Below are 20321 nucleotides of genomic sequence, written 5' to 3'. Positions count from 1 at the left end.
GGGGCTCAAGCGTACCGCCGAAGTCGTGTCATTCATGCAACAGCCCCAACGGGTGTATGGATGGGTAGGGGAGCGTCGTGTGCCGGGTGAAGCCGCAGCGGAAGCTAGTGGTGGACGGTTCACGAGTGAGAATGCAGGCATGAGTAGCGATACACACGTGAGAAACGTGTGCGCCGATTGACTAAGGGTTCCTGGGTCAAGCTGATCTGCCCAGGGTAAGTCGGGACCTAAGGCGAGGCCGACAGGCGTAGTCGATGGATAACCGGTTGATATTCCGGTACCCGCTGTGAAGCGTCAAACATCGAATCCAGTGATGCTAAGGCCGTGAAGCCGTTCCGGACCCTTCGGGGAAAGGAAAGTGGTGGAGCCGCCGGCCCGATCTGGTAGTAGGTGAGTGATGGGGTGACGCAGGAAGGTAGTCCAGCCCGGGCGGTGGTTGTCCCGGGGTAAGGGTGTAGGCCGTGCGGTAGGTAAATCCGTCGCACATCAAGGCTGAGACCTGATGCCGAGCCGATTGTGGTGAAGTGGATGATCCTATGCTGTCGAGAAAAGCCTCTAGCGAGTTTCATGGCGGCCCGTACCCTAAACCGACTCAGGTGGTCAGGTAGAGAATACCGAGGCGTTCGGGTGAACTATGGTTAAGGAACTCGGCAAAATGCCCCCGTAACTTCGGGAGAAGGGGGGCCATCACCGGTGATGACATTTACTGTCTGAGCTGGGGGTGGCCGCAGAGACCAGCGAGAAGCGACTGTTTACTAAAAACACAGGTCCGTGCGAAGCCGTAAGGCGATGTATACGGACTGACGCCTGCCCGGTGCTGGAACGTTAAGGGGACCGGTTAGTGCACTTTCGGGTGTGCGAAGCTGAGAACTTAAGCGCCAGTAAACGGCGGTGGTAACTATAACCATCCTAAGGTAGCGAAATTCCTTGTCGGGTAAGTTCCGACCTGCACGAATGGCGTAACGACTTCTCGACTGTCTCAACCATAGGCCCGGTGAAATTGCACTACGAGTAAAGATGCTCGTTTCGCGCAGCAGGACGGAAAGACCCCGGGACCTTTACTACAGTTTGATATTGGTGTTCGGTTCGGCTTGTGTAGGATAGGTGGGAGACTGTGAACTCTGGACGCCAGTTCGGGGGAGTCGTCGTTGAAATACCACTCTGGTCGTGCTGGATGTCTAACCTGGGTCCGTGATCCGGATCAGGGACAGTGTCTGATGGGTAGTTTAACTGGGGCGGTTGCCTCCTAAAGAGTAACGGAGGCGCCCAAAGGTTCCCTCAGCCTGGTTGGTAATCAGGTGTTGAGTGTAAGTGCACAAGGGAGCTTGACTGTGAGACCGACGGGTCGAGCAGGGACGAAAGTCGGGACTAGTGATCCGGCGGTGGCTTGTGGAAGCGCCGTCGCTCAACGGATAAAAGGTACCCCGGGGATAACAGGCTGATCTTCCCCAAGAGTCCATATCGACGGGATGGTTTGGCACCTCGATGTCGGCTCGTCGCATCCTGGGGCTGGAGTCGGTCCCAAGGGTTGGGCTGTTCGCCCATTAAAGCGGTACGCGAGCTGGGTTTAGAACGTCGTGAGACAGTTCGGTCCCTATCCGCTGTGCGCGTAGGAGTCTTGAGAAGGGCTGTCCCTAGTACGAGAGGACCGGGACGGACGAACCTCTGGTGTGCCAGTTGTCCTGCCAAGGGCATGGCTGGTTGGCTACGTTCGGAAAGGATAACCGCTGAAAGCATCTAAGCGGGAAGCCTGCTTCGAGATGAGGACTCCCACCCCCATGAGGGGTTAAGGCTCCCAGTAGACGACTGGGTTGATAGGCCAGATCTGGAAGCCCGGTAACGGGTGGAGGTGACTGGTACTAATAGGCCGAGGGCTTGTCCTCAGTTGCTCGCGTCCACTGTGTTGGTTCTGAAACCACGAACAACCCCGCATAAGGTCACATGCGGTGCGGTTGACAGTTTCATAGTGTTTCGGTGGTCATAGCGTGAGGGAAACGCCCGGTTACATTCCGAACCCGGAAGCTAAGCCTCACAGCGCCGATGGTACTGCAGGGGGGACCCTGTGGGAGAGTAGGACGCCGCCGAACTATTTGTTAAGGGAAAGCCCCGTGCCGATGGCACGGGGCTTTTCTGCGTTCGCGGCACCCCCTGCTCGGGCCCGGCGGGGCTGAGGGTAAAGTCAGGGGGCATCGTTGGCTCGTTTCCCCACAGGAGGCCCCCGGGTGGAGGTCCAGGAGACCCGTGTCCAGACGGACCGGGTGCTCACCATCCCGAACATCCTCAGCATGGCGCGTCTCGTCGGCGTGCCCCTCTTCCTGTGGCTCATCCTCAGGCCTGAGTTCGGCGGGCCCAAGAGCGACGGCTGGGCACTGCTGGTGCTCGCGCTCAGCGGGATCAGCGACTATCTCGACGGGAAGCTGGCCCGCCGCTGGAACCAGATCAGCAACCTGGGCCGGCTACTCGACCCCGCCGCCGACCGGCTCTACATTCTGTCGACCCTGGTCGGGCTGACCTGGCGGGAGATTCTTCCCATTTGGCTGACCGCCATACTGCTGGCGCGTGAGCTGGTTCTCCTGGTGATGGTGGGGATCCTCCGCCGCCACGGCTATCCGCCGCCGCAGGTGAACTTCCTCGGCAAGGCCGCCACGTTCAACCTGATGTACGCGTTCCCGCTGCTGCTTCTCAGTGACGGAGACGGGTGGGTCCATGAACTCGCTGCTATTTTCGGATGGGCGTTCGCCGGTTGGGGTACAACCCTGTATTGGTGGGCAGGGATCCTGTACATGGTCCAAGTCCGCCGACTTGTCAGGGCGGACTCCACGGCTGATTGAGCTCGCCATTCGGTCTTCGCTGAAGCCGGACGGCCCGCACAAGAGAAACTGCGGGTTATCAGGTGAGCGAAGTCGGCCGGACCGTCGACTCTTTCAAGGAGGACGCTTCCGACATGAAGGCCGTCGTGATGGCCGGAGGCGAGGGCACCCGCCTTCGCCCCATGACCTCGAGTATGCCCAAGCCGCTCCTGCCGGTGGCCAACCGGCCGATCATGGAGCACGTGCTCAGGCTGCTCAAGCGGCATGGGCTTACCGAAACCGTGGTCACTGTGCAGTTCCTGGCCTCACTGGTCAAGAACTACTTCGGGGATGGCGAGGAGCTCGGTATGGAGCTCACCTATGCCAATGAGGAGAAGCCACTCGGCACCGCCGGCAGCGTGAAGAACGCTGAGGAAGCGCTGAAGGACGACGCGTTCCTCGTCATCTCCGGTGACGCCCTGACCGATTTCGACCTCACCGAACTCATCAATTTCCACAAGGAAAAGGGAGCACTCGTCACCGTCTGTCTGACGCGTGTCCCCAATCCGCTGGAATTCGGAATCACCATCGTCGACGAGGAGGGCAAGGTCGAGCGCTTCCTCGAGAAGCCGACCTGGGGCCAGGTCTTCTCCGACACGGTCAACACCGGCATCTACGTCATGGAGCCCGAGGTCTTCGACTACGTCGAGGCCGACAAGTCCGTGGACTGGTCCGGTGACGTCTTCCCGCAGCTGATGAAGGAAGGCAAGCCGATCTACGGCTACGTGGCCGAGGGGTACTGGGAGGACGTAGGTACCCACGAGAGCTACGTGAAGGCCCAGGCGGACGTCCTGGAGCGCAAGGTCGACGTCGAGATCGACGGGTTCGAGATCTCGCCGGGCGTCTGGGTCGCCGAGGGTGCCGAGGTGCACCCCGACGCGACGCTGCGTGGTCCGCTCTACATCGGTGACTACGCCAAGGTCGAAGCCGATGTGGAGATCCGCGAGCACACCGTCGTCGGCTCCAACGTCGTCGTGAAGAGCGGAGCCTTTCTGCACAAGGCCGTCGTCCACGACAACGTCTACATCGGACAGCAGAGCAATCTGCGCGGCTGCGTCGTCGGCAAGAACACCGACATCATGCGGGCCGCGCGGATCGAGGACGGCGCCGTCATCGGCGACGAGTGCCTGGTCGGTGAAGAATCGATCGTTCAGGGCAACGTGCGGGTCTACCCGTTCAAGACGGTCGAGGCCGGCGCCTTCGTCAACACCTCCGTGATCTGGGAGTCCCGCGGACAGGCGCATCTGTTCGGCGCCCGTGGCGTCTCCGGCATCCTGAACGTGGAGATCACGCCCGAGCTGGCCGTCCGCCTCGCGGGCGCGTATGCGACGACCCTGAAGAAGGGGTCGACCGTCACCACCGCACGTGACCACTCGCGTGGTGCGCGTGCGCTGAAGCGGGCCGTCATCTCCGCTCTGCAGGCCAGCGCCATCGACGTACGGGACCTGGAGAACGTGCCGCTGCCGGTCGCCAGGCAGCAGACCGCCCGCGGCAGCGCCGGCGGCATCATGATCCGTACGACGCCGGGTGTGCCCGACTCCGTCGACATCATGTTCTTCGACGAGCGCGGGGCCGACTTGTCGCAGGCCAGCCAGCGCAAGCTCGACCGGGTGTTCGCGCGGCAGGAGTACCGGCGTGCCTTCCCGGGGGAGATCGGGGACCTGCACTTCCCGTCCAGCGTGTTCGACTCGTACACCGGGTCCCTGCTGCGGAACGTGGACACGACCGGGATCGCCGAGGCCGGGCTCAAGGTCGTCGTCGACGCGTCCAACGGCAGCGCCGGCCTTGTGCTGCCGAGCCTCCTCGGACGTCTCGGTGTCGACTCGCTGACGATCAACCCGGGGCTCGACGAGTCGCGGCCCACCGAGACGGCCGATGCCCGGCGGGCCGGGCTCGTGCGGCTCGGGGAGATCGTGGCGTCGGCGCGGGCCGCGTTCGGCGTGCGGTTCGACCCGGTCGGCGAGCGGCTCTCGCTCGTCGACGAGAAGGGGCGGATCGTCGAGGACGACCGGGCGCTGCTCGTGATGCTCGACCTCGTCGCCGCCGAGCGGCGCAGCGGGCGGGTCGCTCTGCCCGTGACGACCACACGGATCGCGGAGCAGGTGGCCGCGTACCACGGCACGCAGGTCGAGTGGACGAACACCTCGCCCGACGACCTCACGCGCGTGGGCCGCGAGGACGAGACCATCTTCGGCGGCGACGGCCGCGGCGGGTTCATCATTCCGGAGTTCAGCAGTGTGTTCGACGGGACGGCGGCCTTTGTGCGGCTGATCGGCCTGGTCGCGCGGACGCAGCTGACGCTGAGCCAGATCGACGCCCGTATCCCGCGGGCGCACGTCCTCAAGCGCGATCTGGCGACCCCGTGGGCCGTCAAGGGCCTTGTCATGCGCCGCGTCGTGGAGGAGGCGGGCGAGCGGTCCGTGGACACCACCGACGGGGTGCGGGTCGTCGAGGCGGACGGGCGCTGGGTCATGGTCCTGCCCGACCCGGCCGAGGCCGTCACGCACCTGTGGGCCGAGGGCCCCGACGACGCCTCGGCGCAGCAGCTGCTCGACGAGTGGGCGGCCGTGGTGGACAGCGCGGGTCGCTGAAGCCGTAGCCGTACGCGGTGGACAGTCCGGTCGGTGCCCTTCACGGGTGCCGACCGGCGCGCCGACGGGGCCATTCGGAGGTAACGGCCGCGACGTGCGACGATGTGCGGCATGCCGCAGCAGCCCCCCGTTCGGAGCACTCCTCAGCGCCCTCCGCGCCCCGACGCCTCCATGTCGCTGCTGACCAACGTCATGGACCACAGCCTGGACGACGGGTACGCGGAGGCGACGGCCCGTATGCAGGCTTCCGGGCAGAGCGGAATGCCCAAGACGCTGCGCGCGAAGCTGGGGCTCGCGGCCGGACTTGTGCTCGCCGCGCTGGTGGTGACCGTGGGAGCCGCTCAGGCCCGGGTCGCCGCGCCGGTCGTGGCCAAGGAGCGCGAGGAGCTGATCGACCGCATCGACGAGGAGACCGCCTCCGCCGACAGGTTGGAGGGCCAGGTCGACTCGCTGCGGACCGATGTGGGGGAGATGCAGCGCGAGGCGCTGAAGAAACACGGCGGCGAGCAGGGCGAGTTGATGGGCGTCCTGTCGGGCGCCATCCCCGTGCACGGGCCCGGGGTCAAACTCGTCGTCGACGACGCCAAGTCGGCGGAGTCCGGCGGCGGGAGCGGGCCGCGGGAGAGCGCCGGGTTCTCCGACACCGGGCGGGTGCGCGACCGCGACATGCAGCGCGTGATCAACGGTCTGTGGGAGTCCGGCGCCGAGGCCGTCAGCATCAACGGGCAGCGGCTGACGGCCCTGTCCGCGATCAGGGCCGCGGGTGACGCGATACTGGTCGACAACAAACCGCTGGTGCCGCCGTACACGGTGCTCGCGGTGGGGGACGGCGGGCGGCTGAGCACCCGGTTCCAGAACAGTTCCGACGGGCTGTATCTGCACGCCCTGCAGGAGAACTTCGGGATCCGGACCAGTATCTCGGCCCAGGACGACGTCCAGCTGCCCGCCGCGCCCAGCGTGATCGTACGTACAGCACAGCCGAGAGCAGAGCAGAAGGGCACATCGTGATCGCCGTACTGGGCCTCGTCGTGGGAGTCGTGGTCGGGTTGTTCGTCCGGCCCGAGGTGCCGGCGGTGGTGGAGCCCTACCTCCCGATCGCCGTCGTCGCGGCGCTCGACGCGGTGTTCGGCGGGCTGCGCGCCATGCTGGACGGGATCTTCGTCGACAAGGTGTTCGTCGTGTCGTTCCTGTCGAACGTGGTCGTGGCCGCGCTCATCGTCTTCCTGGGCGACAAGCTGGGTGTCGGGGCGCAGCTGTCCACCGGTGTCGTCGTCGTGCTCGGCATCCGCATCTTCTCCAACGCGGCCGCCATCCGCCGGCACGTCTTCAGGGCGTGACGCCGATGAGTACGGAGCACGGGAAACACGCCGACAACACAGGGCACGGCAAGCACGCCGAGGGCGCGGAGCAGCACCGGTACCGCAAGGAGCTGCCCGCCGAGGTCCCGGTGAGCAGTGCGGCGCCCGCACAGGGGACGGCGCCCGAGCCGGGCGGCGAGGCGGGGCTCACCGGGCGGCAGCGGCTCGTGCAGGGGCTGTGGCCGCCGCGCGTGTCGCGCGCGCAACTGACCGTCGCCGTGCTGCTGTTCGTCCTCGGTCTGGGGCTCGCCATCCAGGTGAGGTCCAACAGCGACGACAACAGCGCGTTGCGCGGCGCACGACAAGAAGATCTTGTTCGTATCCTCGATGAACTCGATGACCGCACTCAACGTCTGGAAGATGAGAAGCAAGGTCTCGAGGACCAGCGGACCGAGCTGGAGAACAGCTCGGACCAGGCCGAGGAGGCCCGCAAGCAGACGGTCGAGAAGGAGAAGCAGCTCGGCATCCTCGCGGGCACCGTGGCCGCGCAGGGCCCCGGGATCACCCTGACGGTCACCGACCCGAAGGGTGCCGTCGAGGCGGACATGCTGCTCGACGCGGTGCAGGAGCTGCGGGCGGCGGGCGCCGAGGCGATCCAGGTGAACGACGTACGCGTCGTGGCCAACACGTATCTGACGGACGCGAGTGGAGGGAAGGGGGTCAGCGTGGACGGGCACAAGATCGGCCAGCCGTACGTCTTCAAGGTGATCGGCAAGCCGCAGGACCTCGAGCCGGCCCTCAACATCCCCGGAGGTGTGGTGCAGACGCTGGAGAAGGAGCAGGCCACCGTGGTGGTGAACCGCTCCCAGAAGATCGTCGTGGACGCCTTGCGGGCGGCGCGGCAGCCTGATTACGCTCGGTCGTCCTCCGAGTGAGGCGAAGGCGCATGGGGGATGTCGTGCAAGGGCATGAGGTTGCGGGGGGTCGCCGCACCCAAGACGGGGTGTGTGGTGGAAACTGTTTGGCGGATCCGGACGTTGTGAGGATGTCCGTGTCCATGATGTACGCCGATGTGTGCAGTCAGGGTTCGTCCTGCCCCACGGGCGGGTCTGTTTCGGTCAAGGGGAATCGCCCGTGAAGTTGTTTGCGAAGTTGTTCGGCAAGAGCGCGCGTGAGGACAACCGTCACCGTGCGTCGCGCCAGGGAGATGTGCCGGAGACGCAGGTGGGCGAGCGCCCCCTGTTCCGGGACCAGGTGGGTGGCCAGGGCGCGTCGTCTGTTGACCCTGCCGGTGGCGGCCGCATAGGTTTCGGGGAACCGTCAGCCTCAGGTACGGGTGGACAGTTCGGCTCCGGCCCGTACGCGTCCCAGGCCCCCGCGGGGCAGCCGCGGCAGGAGGATCCGTCCATGTCTGCCCTGGTGTGTACGAGGTGCGGGAACCGCAACGGCGAGAACAGCCGGTTCTGCTCCAACTGCGGTGCGCCGCTGCGCGGCGGTGCCGTGCCCGAGGGTCCGTCGGAGACGACGTCCACGATCTCCATCTCGGGTCTCGAGTCCTACGACCCCGAGGCCACGGGGCAGACGCAGCTGCCGACCCTGTCGCCCGAGGCGCAGGCCGCGGTGGACGCGCTGCCGCTGGGCTCCGCGCTCCTGGTGGTGCGCCGGGGTCCGAACTCCGGCAGCCGCTTCCTCCTGGACGGCGACCTCACCACGGCGGGGCGCCACCCGCAGAGCGACATCTTCCTCGACGACGTGACCGTGTCGCGCCGCCACGTGGAGTTCCGTCGCCAGCAGGACGGCTCCTTCACCGTCTCCGACGTCGGCAGCCTCAACGGGACGTACGTGAACCGTGAGCGCATCGACTCGGTGCTGCTGAACAACGGTGACGAGGTGCAGATCGGCAAGTACCGGCTGGTCTTCTACGCGAGCCAGCGGGGTATCTGACCCAGCCAACCTCAGGAAGGTCCATGCTTCATACACCGAGGGGCGGTGCCGGATCGGGCACCGCCACCGCGGGCAGTCGGTCGATGAGCATCGGCACCGTACTGAACGTGTTGCGCGAAGAGTTTCCCGAGGTCACCATCTCCAAGATCAGGTTCTTGGAGTCCGAGGGCCTCGTCGAGCCGCAGCGGACGCCGTCGGGCTACCGCAAGTTCAGCGCGGACGACGTCGAGCGCCTCGCCCACGTCCTGCGGATGCAGCGGGACCACTATCTGCCCCTGAAGGTCATCAAGGAGCAGCTCGACGCCCTGGAGCGGGGCGAGACGCCGTCCGCGCCCCCGGGGAGGCCCGGTGACGCCGCGGAGGACGCCGAGAGCGCTCCCACGGCCGCGCGCGTGGGCCGGGACGAGCTGCTCGCCGCCGCGGGGATCGACGAGGGGGACCTCGACGAGTGGGAGTCGTACGGGCTCATCGCCCCGTTGCCGGACGGCGGTTACGACGCCACGGCCGTATCGGTCGCCGAGCTGGTGGGCGAGCTCGGCCGGTTCGGCATCGAACCGCGCCACCTGCGGGTGATGCGGGCGGCCGCGGACCGGGAGGCCGGGCTCGTCGACTCCGTCGTCGCGCCGCTCAAGGTGCACCGCAATCCGCAGACCAGGGCCCTCGCGCAGGCGCGGGCCAAGGAACTGGCGGGCCTCACCGTGCGGCTGCACGCCGCTTTGGTGCAAACTGCACTTGGTGTGCGTCTGCCCTGATCGCAGGGGTGGGCGGAAGCCGTGGGCCCCGGCCGCGGCGCATGCCCGACTACCCAAACCGGCCGGGCACGTCCTAGGGTTGCTGTGTGAACGAGCTCGACGTCGTAGGTGTCCGGGTGGAAATGCCCTCCAACCAGCCGATCGTGCTCCTGCGTGAAGTGGGAGGCGACCGTTACCTCCCCATCTGGATCGGACCGGGGGAGGCGACGGCGATCGCCTTCGCCCAGCAGGGCATGGCCCCGGCGCGACCGCTGACGCACGACCTGTTCAAGGACGTGCTGGAGGCGGTCGGGCAGGAGCTCACCGAAGTACGCATCACCGACCTGCGGGACGGGGTCTTCTACGCGGAGCTGGTGTTCGCGAGCGGGGTCGAGGTCAGCGCCCGCCCGTCCGACGCCATAGCGCTCGCGCTGCGCACCGGGACGCCGATCTTCGGCAGCGACGGGGTCCTGGACGACGCGGGGATCGCGATCCCGGACGAGCAGGAGGACGAGGTGGAGAAGTTCCGCGAGTTCCTCGACCAGATCTCACCCGAGGACTTCGGGACCAACAGCCAGTAGCGCCCGTTTTGCCGCATTCGGCTAGCCTTTCCCCGCGGCGGGACACGGGAAACCACTCGTAGGGTGATTATCACTCGGCGTGGCGAGTGTGGCGTTCGTTGACGCACCCCTTGTGACTGCCTACCGTCGAGAAGGCAGGTCACAGAGGAGGTCGGCGTGAGAAGCAGCGGCGACGGTACGGCGACGGGCGGTCCGTACTCGTTTCACGGCAGCACGGCCGATCACACTCCGCAGCGCCCGCAGACAGTGTCTGCGGTGCCGGGGGCGGGGGAGAGCGGCGACGCGGCGTCCGAGCAGATCGGATATCGCGGGCCGACCGCGTGCGCGGCGGCCGGCATCACTTATCGACAACTCGACTACTGGGCCAGGACCGGTCTGGTCGAGCCGAGCGTGCGGGCCGCGTACGGGTCGGGGACACAGCGGCTCTACAGCTTCCGGGACGTCGTCGTCCTGAAGGTCGTCAAGCGGTTCCTCGACACCGGGGTGTCGCTGCAGAACATCCGCACGGCCGTGCAGCACCTGCGGGAGCAGGGCTTCCGCGATCTCGAGCGCATGACGCTGATGAGCGACGGCGCGACCGTGTACGAGTGCACGTCGCCCGCCGAGGTGCACGAGCTGCTCCAGGGCGGGCAGGGGATCTTCGGTATCGCGGTGGGTGTGGTCTGGCGGGACGTGGACCGCGCCCTTTCGCAGCTGCACGGGGAGCGGGTGGACACGGGCGAGACGCTGGTCGGGAACAATCCGGCGGATGAGCTGGCGAGGCGGCGGAACCGGGCCGTGTGACGGTTGCGGGGCCGTGTGGTCGGCGGTGCGCGGCCGTGTGGGCGGTGGCGCAGGGTTTCGTTGTCGGTGGCGCGCGGCCGTGTGGGCGGTGGCGGGGCCGCATTCTCAGTGGTGCGCGGCCGTGTGGGCGGTGGCGTAGGGCTCCGTTGTCGGTGGCGCGTGGCCGTGTGGGCGGTGGCGTAGGGCTCCGTTCTCAGTGGTGCACGGCCGTGTGGGCGGTGGCGCAATGACCCGTTCTCAGTGGTGCACGGTCCCTTGGGCCGTGGCGCGGGGCTCCGTTTTCAGTGGTGCGCGGCCCGTTGTCAGTGGCGTAGGGCAGCATCGGTGACGTGAGAGCCGCGCCGACGATCCTGCATCTCGACATGGACGCCTTCTACGCCTCGGCGGAGCAGGCGGCCAAGCCGAGCCTGCGTGGGAAGGCCGTGGTCGTGGGCGGGCTCGGGCCGCGCGGTGTCGTGGCCACGGCGTCGTACGAGGCGCGGAAGTTCGGGGTGCATTCCGCGATGCCGATGGGGCAGGCGCGGCGGCTCGCCCCGCACGCCGCGTATCTGGTGCCGCGGTTCCGGCTGTACCGGGAGATCAGCGAGCAGGTGATGGGGCTTCTGCGGGAGCTTTCGCCGCTGGTGGAGCCGTTGAGCCTGGACGAGGCGTTCGTCGATCTGGAGGCCGGTGAGGTGGCCTGGGACGAGGCGTCCGCCGAGGCGGTCGGGGTGCGGTTGCGGGCCGACATCCGGCGGGTCACCGGGCTCACCGGGTCCGTCGGGCTCGCCGCGTCCAAGATGCTGGCGAAGATCGCCTCCGAGGAGGCCAAGCCGAACGGGCTCGTGCTGATACGGCCCGGAACCGAGCGGGCGCTGCTCGGCCCGAAGTCCGTACGGATCCTGCCCGGGGTCGGGCCTGCCACCGGTGACCATCTGCGGCGGGCCGGCATCCTCACCGTCGCGGAGATCGCGGAGGCGGGGGAGGACGAGCTGGTGCGGCTGCTCGGGAAGTCGCACGGGGCGCATCTGTATGCCATGGCACTGGCGCATGATGAGCGGCCCGTCGTCGCCGAGCGGGACTCCAAGTCCGTGTCGGTCGAGGACACGTACGACGTGGACATCCACGAGCGGGTACGGGTGCGGGCCGAGGTGCAGCGGCTCGCCGACCGGTGTGTGGAGCGGCTGCGGGCGGCCGGGCGGTCGGGGCGGACCGTGGTCCTGAAGGTGCGGCGCTACGACTTCTCCACGCTGACGCGCTCCGAGACGCTGCGGGGGCCCACGGACGACCCCGGGGTGGTGCGGGAGGCTGCCGCGCGGCTTCTGGAGGCCGTGGACACGACGGGCGGGGTGCGTCTGCTCGGGGTCGGCGTGAGCGGCCTCGCCGACTTCACGCAGGAGGACCTGTTCGCGCAGGCGGCTGCCGCCGAGGAGGAGGGGCGGGGTGCGCGGGACGCGGAGCTTGAGGTGCCGGAGGAGCGGGCCGAGCCGGTGGAGGTGCCTGCCGTGCCTGCCGTGCCGGTCGAGCGGCGGTACATGGCCGGGAACGACGTCCGGCACGCGGAGTACGGTCCCGGCTGGGTCCAGGGGAGCGGCCTCGGGCGGGTGACGGTCCGCTTCGAGACCCCGTACGAGGAGGTCCCCGGCCGGGTACGGACGTTCCTGGTGGACGACCCGCTGCTGGAGCCGGCGGATCCGTTGCCGCTGGTGGAAGGGGTGGAAGGGGTGGAGGAGCCGGGGGTGCGGGAGGTGTCCTGAGGGGCGGCATGGGAGGGGGCGCTGGAAAGTGCCGCGGGGTGTGTGGGGCGCTGCTGGGCGCGGCCCAGGGGTGGAGGGTCACCGGGTCCGGGGTGGCCGCTTTCGAGGGGGCTCGGAGTGCGGTGTCGGCGGCGGGGCCGGGCGCTGCGTAAGGGTGGCCGGTCACCGGAATCTCGGGGCGGCCTCTTCCGGGGCCCGAGCGCAGTCTCGGCGGCGGAGGCCTGGGATGGCCGGCCACCCGGATTCAGGGAGGCCATTTCGCAGGGGCTGGAGCCGCGTTCGGTGGCGGGCCTGGCCGCCAAGGGAAGGGGCGAAGCAGGGCGCCGGTCACGGTGGAGGCGGGGCAGTCGCTTCCGAGGCTCGGAGTGCGGTGTCAGCGGTGAGGCGCTGGGCGCTTGGTGAGGGGCGGGCGGGCACCGGGGCCGGGGCGATCGATGCCGAAGGGCTCGGAGTGCTGTGTCAGCCGCGAGGCGCCGGGCGCTTGGTGAGGGGCGGGCGGGCACCGGGGCCGGGGCGATCGATGCCGAGGGGCTCGTGGGGCGGTGTCCGTGGTGGGGCCTGGCTGTCGGGTGAGTGAGGTGTGAGGCAGGGTGCCGGCGGTGAGGTCGGCGTTGTCGAGCAGCAGTGGGACGGAGTCGCAGCGGCGGGGGCCTGGCCGCTGGAGGCTGGAGGCTGGGGTTAGGGGTGTTCGGGGTCGGGGGTTGCTATGTGGCCGAAGGTGGTGTCCGGGGGTGGTGGGACCGTCGTGTCCAGGCCGTAGTGGTGGTAGAGCTGGAGTTCTTGCTGGGGGGAGAGGTGGCGGCCCACGCCGAAGTCGGGGGAGTCCTTGATCAGGGCGCGTTCGAAGGGGACGCGCAGGGTGCCGTCGACGAGGTGGCTGGGGGCCAGCGGGATGAAGGCGTCGCGGCTGAAGAGGCCGGTGCGTATCGCCGCCCATTCCGGGATGCCGGTGGCGTCGTCGAGGTAGACCTCGTCGATCGTGCCGATCTTGGTTCCGTTGCGGTCGAACGCTTTGCGGCCGATCAGGTTGCGCGGATCGATGTCGGTCTGCACGGGCCCTCCAGCAGGTCGCGACTCGTCGGGAAACGCTACAGACTCGCTCGAGCGGTGGCGACGAACTGGTCCATAAGCGCTACGAAATCGGTGGTAAGCACTACGAAAGAGCACTTCTGACAAGGCGGCCACTCGGGGGCTTTGGTCATACTGCCGCTGGTACGCTGGCAAGCGGCTGCTGACCCTGTGCGGGAGAGTCTCCGACCGAGGTCGGAGGCGCCGAAGGAGCAAATCCTCCCCGGAATCTCTCAGGCCCACGTACCGCACGGACGAGGTCACTCTGGAAAGCAGGGCGGGGGCACGTGACCCACCCTCACCGACGGTGAAAGCCGGCGTGTTCCGTACAGCGTTCGACAGGTGTACGGGGCGGGCCGGTGAAGCTCTCAGGTTGAGATGACAGAGGGGGAGGCCGTCCGGGCACCCGCGCCGTGGTGCCCCTCGCAGGTCGTAGTGACCAGGAGGCCTCCGCAATGACCGCCAACCGCACTCCGCTTTCCGCCCTTGAACAGGGGATCCCGTTCGAGCAGCGCCACATCGGTCCGGATGACGCCGCGCAGGCCAAGATGCTCGCGCAGGTCGGCTACGGCTCGCTCGACGAGCTGACGGCGGCCGCGGTGCCGGATGTGATCAAGAGCGCCGAGGCGTTGGAGCTGCCCGCCGCCCGGACCGAGGCCGAGGTCCTCGCCGAGCTGCGCTCCCTCGCCGACCGCAACCAGGTGCTCGGTTCGATGATCGGCCTCGGCTACTACGGGACGTTCACGCCGCCCGTCATCCTGCGCAACGTCATGGAGAACCCCTCCTGGTACACGGCCTACACGCCCTACCAGCCGGAGATCTCGCAAGGCCGCCTCGAGGCGCTGCTCAACTTCCAGACGATGGTCGCGGAGCTGACCGGACTGCCGACCTCCGGCGCCTCGCTGCTCGACGAGGGCACCGCCGCCGCCGAGGCCATGGCCCTGTCGCGGCGCATTGGCAAGGTCAAGAACGGCGTGTACGTGGTCGACGCCGACGCGCTGCCGCAGACCACCGCCGTGATACAGACGCGCGCCGAGCCGACCGGCGTCGAGATCGTCGTCGCCGACCTCAGTGACGGCATCCCCGCCGAGGTCGCGGAGCGCGGTGTCGTCGGCGTGCTCGTGCAGTACCCGGGCGCCTCCGGTGCCGTGCGCGACATCAAGCCCGTGATCGACCAGGCGCACGACCTCGGCGCCGTCGTCACCGTCGCCGCCGACCTGCTCGCCCTCACGCTGCTCACCTCGCCCGGCGAGCTGGGCGCCGACATCGCGGTCGGCACGACCCAGCGGTTCGGCGTCCCGATGGGCTTCGGCGGTCCGCACGCCGGATACATGGCCGTGCGCGAGAAGTTCGCCCGCTCCCTGCCCGGCCGCCTCGTCGGTGTCTCCGTCGACGCCGACGGCAACAAGGCGTACCGCCTCGCCCTGCAGACGCGCGAACAGCACATCCGCCGCGAGAAGGCCACGAGCAACATCTGTACGGCGCAGGTCCTGCTCGCCGTCATGGCCGGCATGTACGCCGTCTACCACGGGCCCGACGGCCTGCGCTCCATCGCACAGCGCACCCACCGCTACGCCACCCTCCTCGCCGCCGGTCTGACGGCGGGCGGCGTCGAGGTCGTGCACGGGACGTACTTCGACACCGTGACCGTACGGGTACCGGGTCAGGCCGCTCAGGTGGTGCGGGCCGCGCGCGAGCGCGGGGTCAACCTGCGCCAGGTTGACGCCGACCACGTCTCCGTGGCCTGCGACGAGACCACCACCCGCAGCCAGCTGCACATCGTCTGGGGCGCCTTCGGCGTCGAGGGGGACATCGAGGCGCTGGACGCCGAGGTCGCCGACGTGCTGCCCGCGTCGGCGCTGCGCGGCGACGAGATCCTTACGCATCCCGTCTTCCACCAGCACCGCTCCGAGACCGCGATGCTGCGCTACCTACGCAGGCTCGCCGACCGTGACTACGCGCTGGACCGCGGCATGATTCCGCTGGGCTCCTGCACGATGAAGCTGAACGCGACGACCGAGATGGAGCCGGTGACCTGGCCCGAGTTCGGCCAGCTGCACCCCTTCGCCCCGGCCGAGCAGGCGCAGGGCTACCTGACGCTCATCACGGAGCTGGAGGAGCGCCTCGCCGAGGTCACCGGGTACGACAAGGTGTCGCTGCAGCCGAACGCCGGTTCGCAGGGCGAGCTGGCCGGTCTTCTCGCCGTCCGCGGCTACCACCGCGCCAACGGCGACGAGCAGCGCACCGTCTGCCTCATCCCGTCCTCCGCGCACGGCACCAACGCCGCGAGCGCCGTGATGGCCGGCATGAAGGTCGTCGTCGTGAAGACCGCCGACGACGGCGAGATCGAAGTCGAGGACCTGCGCGCCAAGATCGAGCAGTACGCCGACGAGCTGTCCGTGCTCATGATCACGTACCCGTCGACGCACGGCGTCTTCGAGGAGCACGTCGCTGACATCTGCGCCGCCGTGCACGACGCGGGCGGCCAGGTCTACGTGGACGGCGCCAACCTCAACGCGCTGGTCGGGCTCGCCAAGCCGGGGCACTTCGGCGGCGACGTCTCGCACCTGAACCTGCACAAGACGTTCTGCATCCCGCACGGCGGCGGCGGCCCCGGCGTCGGTCCCGTCGGTGTGCGCGCGCACCTCGCGCCGTACCTGCCGAACCACCCGATGCAGCCGGCCGCGGGCCCCGAGACCGGCGTCGGCCCGATCTCGGCCGCGCCGTGGGGCTCGGCCGGCATCCTCCCGATCTCCTGGTCGTACGTGCGGCTCATGGGCGGCGAGGGTCTCAAGCGGGCGACGCAGGTCGCCGTGCTCTCCGCCAACTACATCGCCAAGCGGCTCGAACCGCACTTCCCGGTGCTGTACACCGGCCCCGGCGGGCTCGTCGCGCACGAGTGCATCATCGATCTGCGGCCGCTGTCGAAGGCGACCGGCGTGACCGTCGACGACATCGCCAAGCGCCTCATCGACTACGGGTTCCACGCGCCGACCATGTCGTTCCCGGTGGCGGGGACGCTGATGATCGAGCCGACCGAGAGCGAGGACATCGACGAGCTCGACCGGTTCTGCGACGCGATGATCGCCATCCGCGGCGAGGTCGACCGGGTCGCCTCCGGCGAGTGGCCGGCGGACGACAACCCCCTGCGGAATGCTCCGCACACGGCCGGGATGCTCGGTTCCGAGTGGGCGCACGCGTACAGCCGCGAGGAAGCGGTCTTCCCTGCGGGTGTTGCTGCCTCTGACAAGTACTGGCCGCCTGTCCGGCGTATTGACCAGGCCTTCGGTGACCGGAATCTGGTGTGTTCGTGCCCGCCCTTGGACGCCTACGAGGCGTGAGGGCTTGGGTGACTGCGCGGCCAGCCGTTCGTCGTGGCTGGGCGCGCAGTTCCCCGCGCCCCTGGGGCGCTTGCCCCTAGGCCGCTGTTACTACTGCCAGCGGGCGGTGCGGGGCGATGATCGTGCCGTTGGGGAGGAGTTCCCCGGTGTCCTCGAAGAGCAGAACCCCGTTGCACAGCAGGCTCCAGCCCTGCTCCGGGTGGTGAGCCACCGGAAGGGCGGCCTCCCTGTCCGCGGATTCTGCTGTGGGGCACGACGGCTGGTGCTGGCACATGGGTAGGTTCTTTCGCTGCGTAGTGATCTCGATGATGTCGGCGTCTGTGCTGCGGCGTGAACTCTTGTTCATGGCCGCCCCCGTTTCGGTCGGTCCGGAACCCAGTGTTGCCCTGTGGGCGTCAATCCGCAGGGATTTCGTAGCAGCGGTCCTCACTGGATTCAGACGCGTCACCCTTGCGGGCGGTTCAGTCCAACTGCACGGCCTCTTCGGGTGGTTCGGGGTGGCCGGAGCGGACTAGTCCGCCGGGACAGGTTCTGGTCCGGTGGTGGCATGGCTGTGCCCCGCGGCCGGACGGCGTCGGCGCGGGGCACAGGGTGCGCGCGGGACTACGCGAGCAGGGCGGCTCGCGACGGGGTCAGGCGCAGGGCCAGGACCGGGAGGAGTTCCGCGACACGGTGCGGGCGGTGGGCGGCTATGCCCGGTGGCGCGGGTGCGAGGGGGACCAGGATGTCGTCGGCCGCCGGGATGCCGTCGGCCGTGTCCGCCGTGTGGTCGCCGTGCAGCCACAGGGTGAGCATGTACAGCTCCGGGACCGAGAGCAGCCGCGGCTGGTAGGTGCCCGGCAGGGGTTCGGCCTGGCGCAGGGCGCGCTCGGTGGACTTCACGTAGGGGCCTTCGAAGAAGTGCGAGAAGGCCCAGCCGTCCGGGGTGAGCATGGTGTCGGCGGCGGCCACCGCCCGGTCGCCGCAGCGGACCAGGAAGCGCCAGCCGGTGAGGCGGGCGGGCGAGGGCAGGCCGCCCGCGGCGGTGGTCTCGGTGATGCGGTCCAACACGTAGACGGGCAGGGGGAGTTCGGGGTTCACGGGGCCCTGCGCGGCGCGCAGGGACGGGGTGCGGGCCTCACGGACCGCGGTGGGGGAACCCAGAGCGGTGAGGACGGTACGGAGAGCGGGCGCGGGAGCCGGGGGGACATGCAGCGGCATGGTGGGTCGCCTCTCATTCGACAGGCACGTGGTGCGAGGGCGGTGCGGGAAGAGCGGACGGCGCTGTCTGCTGCTCGGTGCGCGGAAGTGCGCTGCGTTACGCGAATCAGAGGGGGCGGGGGCCTCGGCACTGGCGCCAACTCTCTGTCTCGTCCGCGGAGTTTATACGACGCGTGTTCACACGATGTTTCCGCTAGCAGTGCGTCAGGTGTCCGCAAGGTGCCTTCAGGACGTCACCCGGACGGTGTTTTGTCGGTGTCACGCCGATTTCTCGCGGACCTCGCCCTCTTGACCTGCACTTTGCCCGTTCGGGCGGACGGCTGAATCTCGTCGGCGTTTTTTACCAGATGTTCGTAGATGAATCTGCGAAAAGCTGCATGCCTAGGGAATGTGCCTGGGGGTAAGCGCTGTGAGCGTACTGCTCCGTGGACCCGCGCGGGGCGTTATCGATCACATCTGTGGGGCATCATCCACCGTGACACGCGGCCGGATCATCGGGCTGCCCTGGCGAGGAAGGAAGCTCCCATGGGGGAGAAGGTCGCTGCGGGCGCGGTCGATCCGGCGGATCGGCGGCGCTACCGCCAGAAGGTGAAGGAGTGCCTGGAGGGGCTCGGGCGACTCCTGGAGGAGAAGCGGTTCGACCGCCCCAAAAACCTCATGGGACTGGAGATCGAGCTGAATCTCGCGGGGCCCGACGGGCTGCCGCGAATGATGAATGCGGAAGTTCTCGAACGCATCGCGAGCCGGGATTTCCAGACGGAACTCGCGATGTTCAATCTCGAAGTGAACATTGCCCCGCACCGGCTCGGCGGCCGCGTTCTCGACCAGCTCGCCGAGGAGCTGCGCACGGGCCTCAACTATGCCCACCGAAAGGCGAACGAGGTCCATGCGGGGATCGTGATGATCGGCATTCTGCCGACGTTGCAGCCCGACGATCTCGTCTCCGCGAACCTGTCGGACGTCGACCGCTACACCTTGCTCAACGAGCAGATGGTCGCCGCGCGCGGTGAGGAGTTCCAGCTCGACATCGACGGTGTGGAGCGCCTGACCACCACGTCCTCCTCGATCGTGCCGGAGGCGGCCTGCACGTCCGTTCAGCTGCACCTCCAGGTCACGCCGAACCGGTTCGCCGCGGTGTGGAACGCGGCGCAGGCGGTCGCCGGGGTGCAGATCGCGATGGGGGCCAATTCGCCGTTCCTCTTCGGGCGCGAGGTGTGGCGGGAGTCGCGGCCCCCGCTGTTCCAGCAGTCCACGGACGTGCGCCCGCCCGAGCTGCAGGCGCAGGGGGTAAGGCCGCGCACCTGGTTCGGGGAGCGGTGGATCGACTCGGCGTACGACCTGTTCGAGGAGAACCTGAAGTACTTCCCGCCGCTCCTTCCCCTCCTGGACGACGAACAGCCGCTCGAGGTGCTCGACAAGGGCGGCGTGCCGACCCTCGCCGAGATGGTCCTGCACAACGGCACCGTGTACCGCTGGAACCGGCCCGTCTACGACATCGCCGACGGCGTCCCGCACCTGCGCGTGGAGAACCGCGTGCTGCCGGCCGGGCCCACCGTCACCGATGTCGTCGCCAACACCGCCTTCTACTACGGGCTCGTACGGGCGCTCGCGGAGGAGCCGCGCCCGGTGTGGTCGCGGCTGTCGTTCGACGCCGCCGCGCGCAACTTCGACACCGCCTGCCGCCTCGGGATCGACGCGCATCTGGAGTGGCCGCGCCAGGGCAGGCGCGGCGGCACCGAGCAGGTGGCGGCCACCACCCTCGTACGGGACGAGCTGCTGCCGCTCGCGGCGGCCGGGCTCGACGCGTGGGGGGTCGAACCCGCCGACCGCGACTTCTACCTCGGTGTCATCGAGGGGCGCTGCGAGCGGCGGATGAACGGCGCGTCCTGGCAGGCGGCGACGTACCACCGGGCCCTGGAGAGCGGCCTGGAGCGGGAGGCGGCGCTCGCGGCGACCACGCGCCGGTACGCCGAGCTGATGCACTCGGGGGAGCCCGTGCACACCTGGCCCGTGGGCCTGCCGACGCCCGCTGTCCCGCTCGGCTGAGCGAGTCCCGGGCACGGTGGTCAGTTGCTCTTGGCGCCCGCCTGGACGATGGCCTTGAGGATGACCTGCTGGATGTCGGCCGGGTCGCTGACCTGGTGGCCGGAGCCGCCGGTCGCCTCGGCGATCTGCTCGACCTCGTCCTTGTCGGTGTCC

At 68.5% G+C, this 20321-nt stretch carries 15 protein-coding genes, 2 rRNA genes and 1 riboswitch; of the genes, 14 read left to right on the top strand and 3 right to left on the bottom strand.

Annotated elements, in window-relative coordinates; translation table 11 throughout:
- The 12 genes from N5I75_RS31505 to N5I75_RS31450 form a co-directional block, all read left to right on the top strand.
- Positions 1-1883, top strand: a 23S ribosomal RNA gene (locus N5I75_RS31505); the annotation flags it as partial.
- An 87-nt stretch (positions 1884-1970) separates the two neighbouring features.
- Positions 1971-2087: ribosomal RNA gene (gene rrf, locus N5I75_RS31500) — 5S ribosomal RNA — on the top strand.
- 135 nt (positions 2088-2222) lie between these two features.
- Complete coding sequence (gene clsA, locus N5I75_RS31495; protein WP_476683113.1) at positions 2223-2831, top strand: cardiolipin synthase ClsA; 609 nt, start codon at positions 2223-2225, stop codon at positions 2829-2831.
- A 113-nt stretch (positions 2832-2944) separates the two neighbouring features.
- Positions 2945-5440: a sugar phosphate nucleotidyltransferase gene (locus tag N5I75_RS31490; protein ID WP_476683111.1), complete on the top strand. Its 2496-nt coding sequence runs from the start codon at positions 2945-2947 to the stop codon at positions 5438-5440.
- A 102-nt stretch (positions 5441-5542) separates the two neighbouring features.
- Positions 5543-6448 (top strand): DUF881 domain-containing protein, encoded by a 906-nt coding sequence (locus N5I75_RS31485; protein WP_476683109.1) that lies wholly within the window; start codon positions 5543-5545, stop codon positions 6446-6448.
- Complete coding sequence (locus N5I75_RS31480) at positions 6445-6777, top strand: small basic family protein (RefSeq protein ID WP_031069011.1); 333 nt, start codon at positions 6445-6447, stop codon at positions 6775-6777. Before N5I75_RS31485 ends, N5I75_RS31480 begins: the two co-directional genes overlap by 4 nt.
- Positions 6778-6782: 5 nt before the next feature.
- On the top strand, positions 6783-7673 hold the full coding sequence (locus tag N5I75_RS31475) for a DUF881 domain-containing protein (protein ID WP_476683107.1): 891 nt from the start codon (positions 6783-6785) through the stop codon (positions 7671-7673).
- A gap of 82 nt (positions 7674-7755) precedes the next feature.
- Positions 7756-8682 carry an FHA domain-containing protein gene (locus N5I75_RS31470; RefSeq protein WP_476683153.1) on the top strand — a complete coding sequence of 309 codons (927 nt, stop codon included), beginning with the start codon at positions 7756-7758 and terminating at the stop codon, positions 8680-8682.
- Positions 8683-8705: 23 nt separating this feature from the next.
- Entirely contained in the window at positions 8706-9434 is a 729-nt protein-coding gene (gene ftsR, locus N5I75_RS31465; RefSeq protein WP_476683105.1) for a transcriptional regulator FtsR, read from the top strand.
- A gap of 86 nt (positions 9435-9520) precedes the next feature.
- Positions 9521-9994, top strand: coding sequence for a bifunctional nuclease family protein (locus tag N5I75_RS31460; protein WP_347731313.1), 474 nt, complete (start codon positions 9521-9523; stop codon positions 9992-9994).
- A gap of 156 nt (positions 9995-10150) precedes the next feature.
- Entirely contained in the window at positions 10151-10777 is a 627-nt protein-coding gene (locus N5I75_RS31455) for a MerR family transcriptional regulator (RefSeq protein WP_476683103.1), read from the top strand.
- 329 nt (positions 10778-11106) lie between these two features.
- On the top strand, positions 11107-12513 hold the full coding sequence (locus tag N5I75_RS31450; RefSeq protein WP_476683101.1) for a DNA polymerase IV: 1407 nt from the start codon (positions 11107-11109) through the stop codon (positions 12511-12513).
- A gap of 678 nt (positions 12514-13191) precedes the next feature.
- On the opposite strand, the gene N5I75_RS31445 is transcribed toward N5I75_RS31450, so the two are convergent.
- Positions 13192-13566, bottom strand: a complete 375-nt coding sequence (locus tag N5I75_RS31445) for a PRC-barrel domain-containing protein (protein ID WP_476683099.1) — start codon at positions 13564-13566, stop codon at positions 13192-13194.
- A gap of 179 nt (positions 13567-13745) precedes the next feature.
- Positions 13746-13840: riboswitch (glycine riboswitch) on the top strand.
- 196 nt (positions 13841-14036) lie between these two features.
- Between N5I75_RS31445 and gcvP the strand changes: the two genes are divergently transcribed.
- Positions 14037-16922 (top strand): aminomethyl-transferring glycine dehydrogenase, encoded by a 2886-nt coding sequence (gene gcvP, locus N5I75_RS31440; protein ID WP_476683097.1) that lies wholly within the window; start codon positions 14037-14039, stop codon positions 16920-16922.
- Positions 16923-16998: 76 nt separating this feature from the next.
- Here gcvP and N5I75_RS31435 read toward each other — a convergent pair whose 3' ends face one another.
- Together N5I75_RS31435 and N5I75_RS31430 are read right to left on the bottom strand one after the other, a co-directional pair.
- Positions 16999-17196 (bottom strand): DUF5999 family protein, encoded by a 198-nt coding sequence (locus tag N5I75_RS31435; RefSeq protein ID WP_476683095.1) that lies wholly within the window; start codon positions 17194-17196, stop codon positions 16999-17001.
- Positions 17197-17525: 329 nt separating this feature from the next.
- Complete coding sequence (locus tag N5I75_RS31430; protein ID WP_476683093.1) at positions 17526-18122, bottom strand: hypothetical protein; 597 nt, start codon at positions 18120-18122, stop codon at positions 17526-17528.
- Between the two features lie 525 nt (positions 18123-18647).
- On the opposite strand from N5I75_RS31430, the gene N5I75_RS31425 reads away from it, so the two are divergent.
- Positions 18648-20168, top strand: a complete 1521-nt coding sequence (locus tag N5I75_RS31425; protein WP_476683092.1) for a glutamate-cysteine ligase family protein — start codon at positions 18648-18650, stop codon at positions 20166-20168.
- Positions 20169-20321 lie beyond the last annotated feature (153 nt).

The sequence above is a fragment of the Streptomyces sp. R818 genome, assembly GCF_056172735.1.
This window is presented reverse-complemented; position numbering and strand designations above follow the sequence as displayed.

Bases quoted from the DNA above. Each gene is read 5' to 3' on its own strand.
- N5I75_RS31485 (WP_476683109.1), top strand. From the start codon at position 5,543: ATGTGCGGCATGCCGCAGCAGCCCCCCGTTCGGAGCACTCCTCAGCGC.
- N5I75_RS31435 (WP_476683095.1), bottom strand. From the start codon at position 17,196: ATGTGCCAGCACCAGCCGTCGTGCCCCACAGCAGAATCCGCGGACAGG.
- N5I75_RS31490 (WP_476683111.1), top strand. From the start codon at position 2,945: ATGAAGGCCGTCGTGATGGCCGGAGGCGAGGGCACCCGCCTTCGCCCC.
- gcvP (WP_476683097.1), top strand. From the start codon at position 14,037: ATGACCGCCAACCGCACTCCGCTTTCCGCCCTTGAACAGGGGATCCCG.
- N5I75_RS31425 (WP_476683092.1), top strand. From the start codon at position 18,648: ATGGGGGAGAAGGTCGCTGCGGGCGCGGTCGATCCGGCGGATCGGCGG.
- ftsR (WP_476683105.1), top strand. From the start codon at position 8,706: ATGCTTCATACACCGAGGGGCGGTGCCGGATCGGGCACCGCCACCGCG.
- N5I75_RS31475 (WP_476683107.1), top strand. From the start codon at position 6,783: ATGAGTACGGAGCACGGGAAACACGCCGACAACACAGGGCACGGCAAG.
- N5I75_RS31430 (WP_476683093.1), bottom strand. From the start codon at position 18,122: ATGCCGCTGCATGTCCCCCCGGCTCCCGCGCCCGCTCTCCGTACCGTC.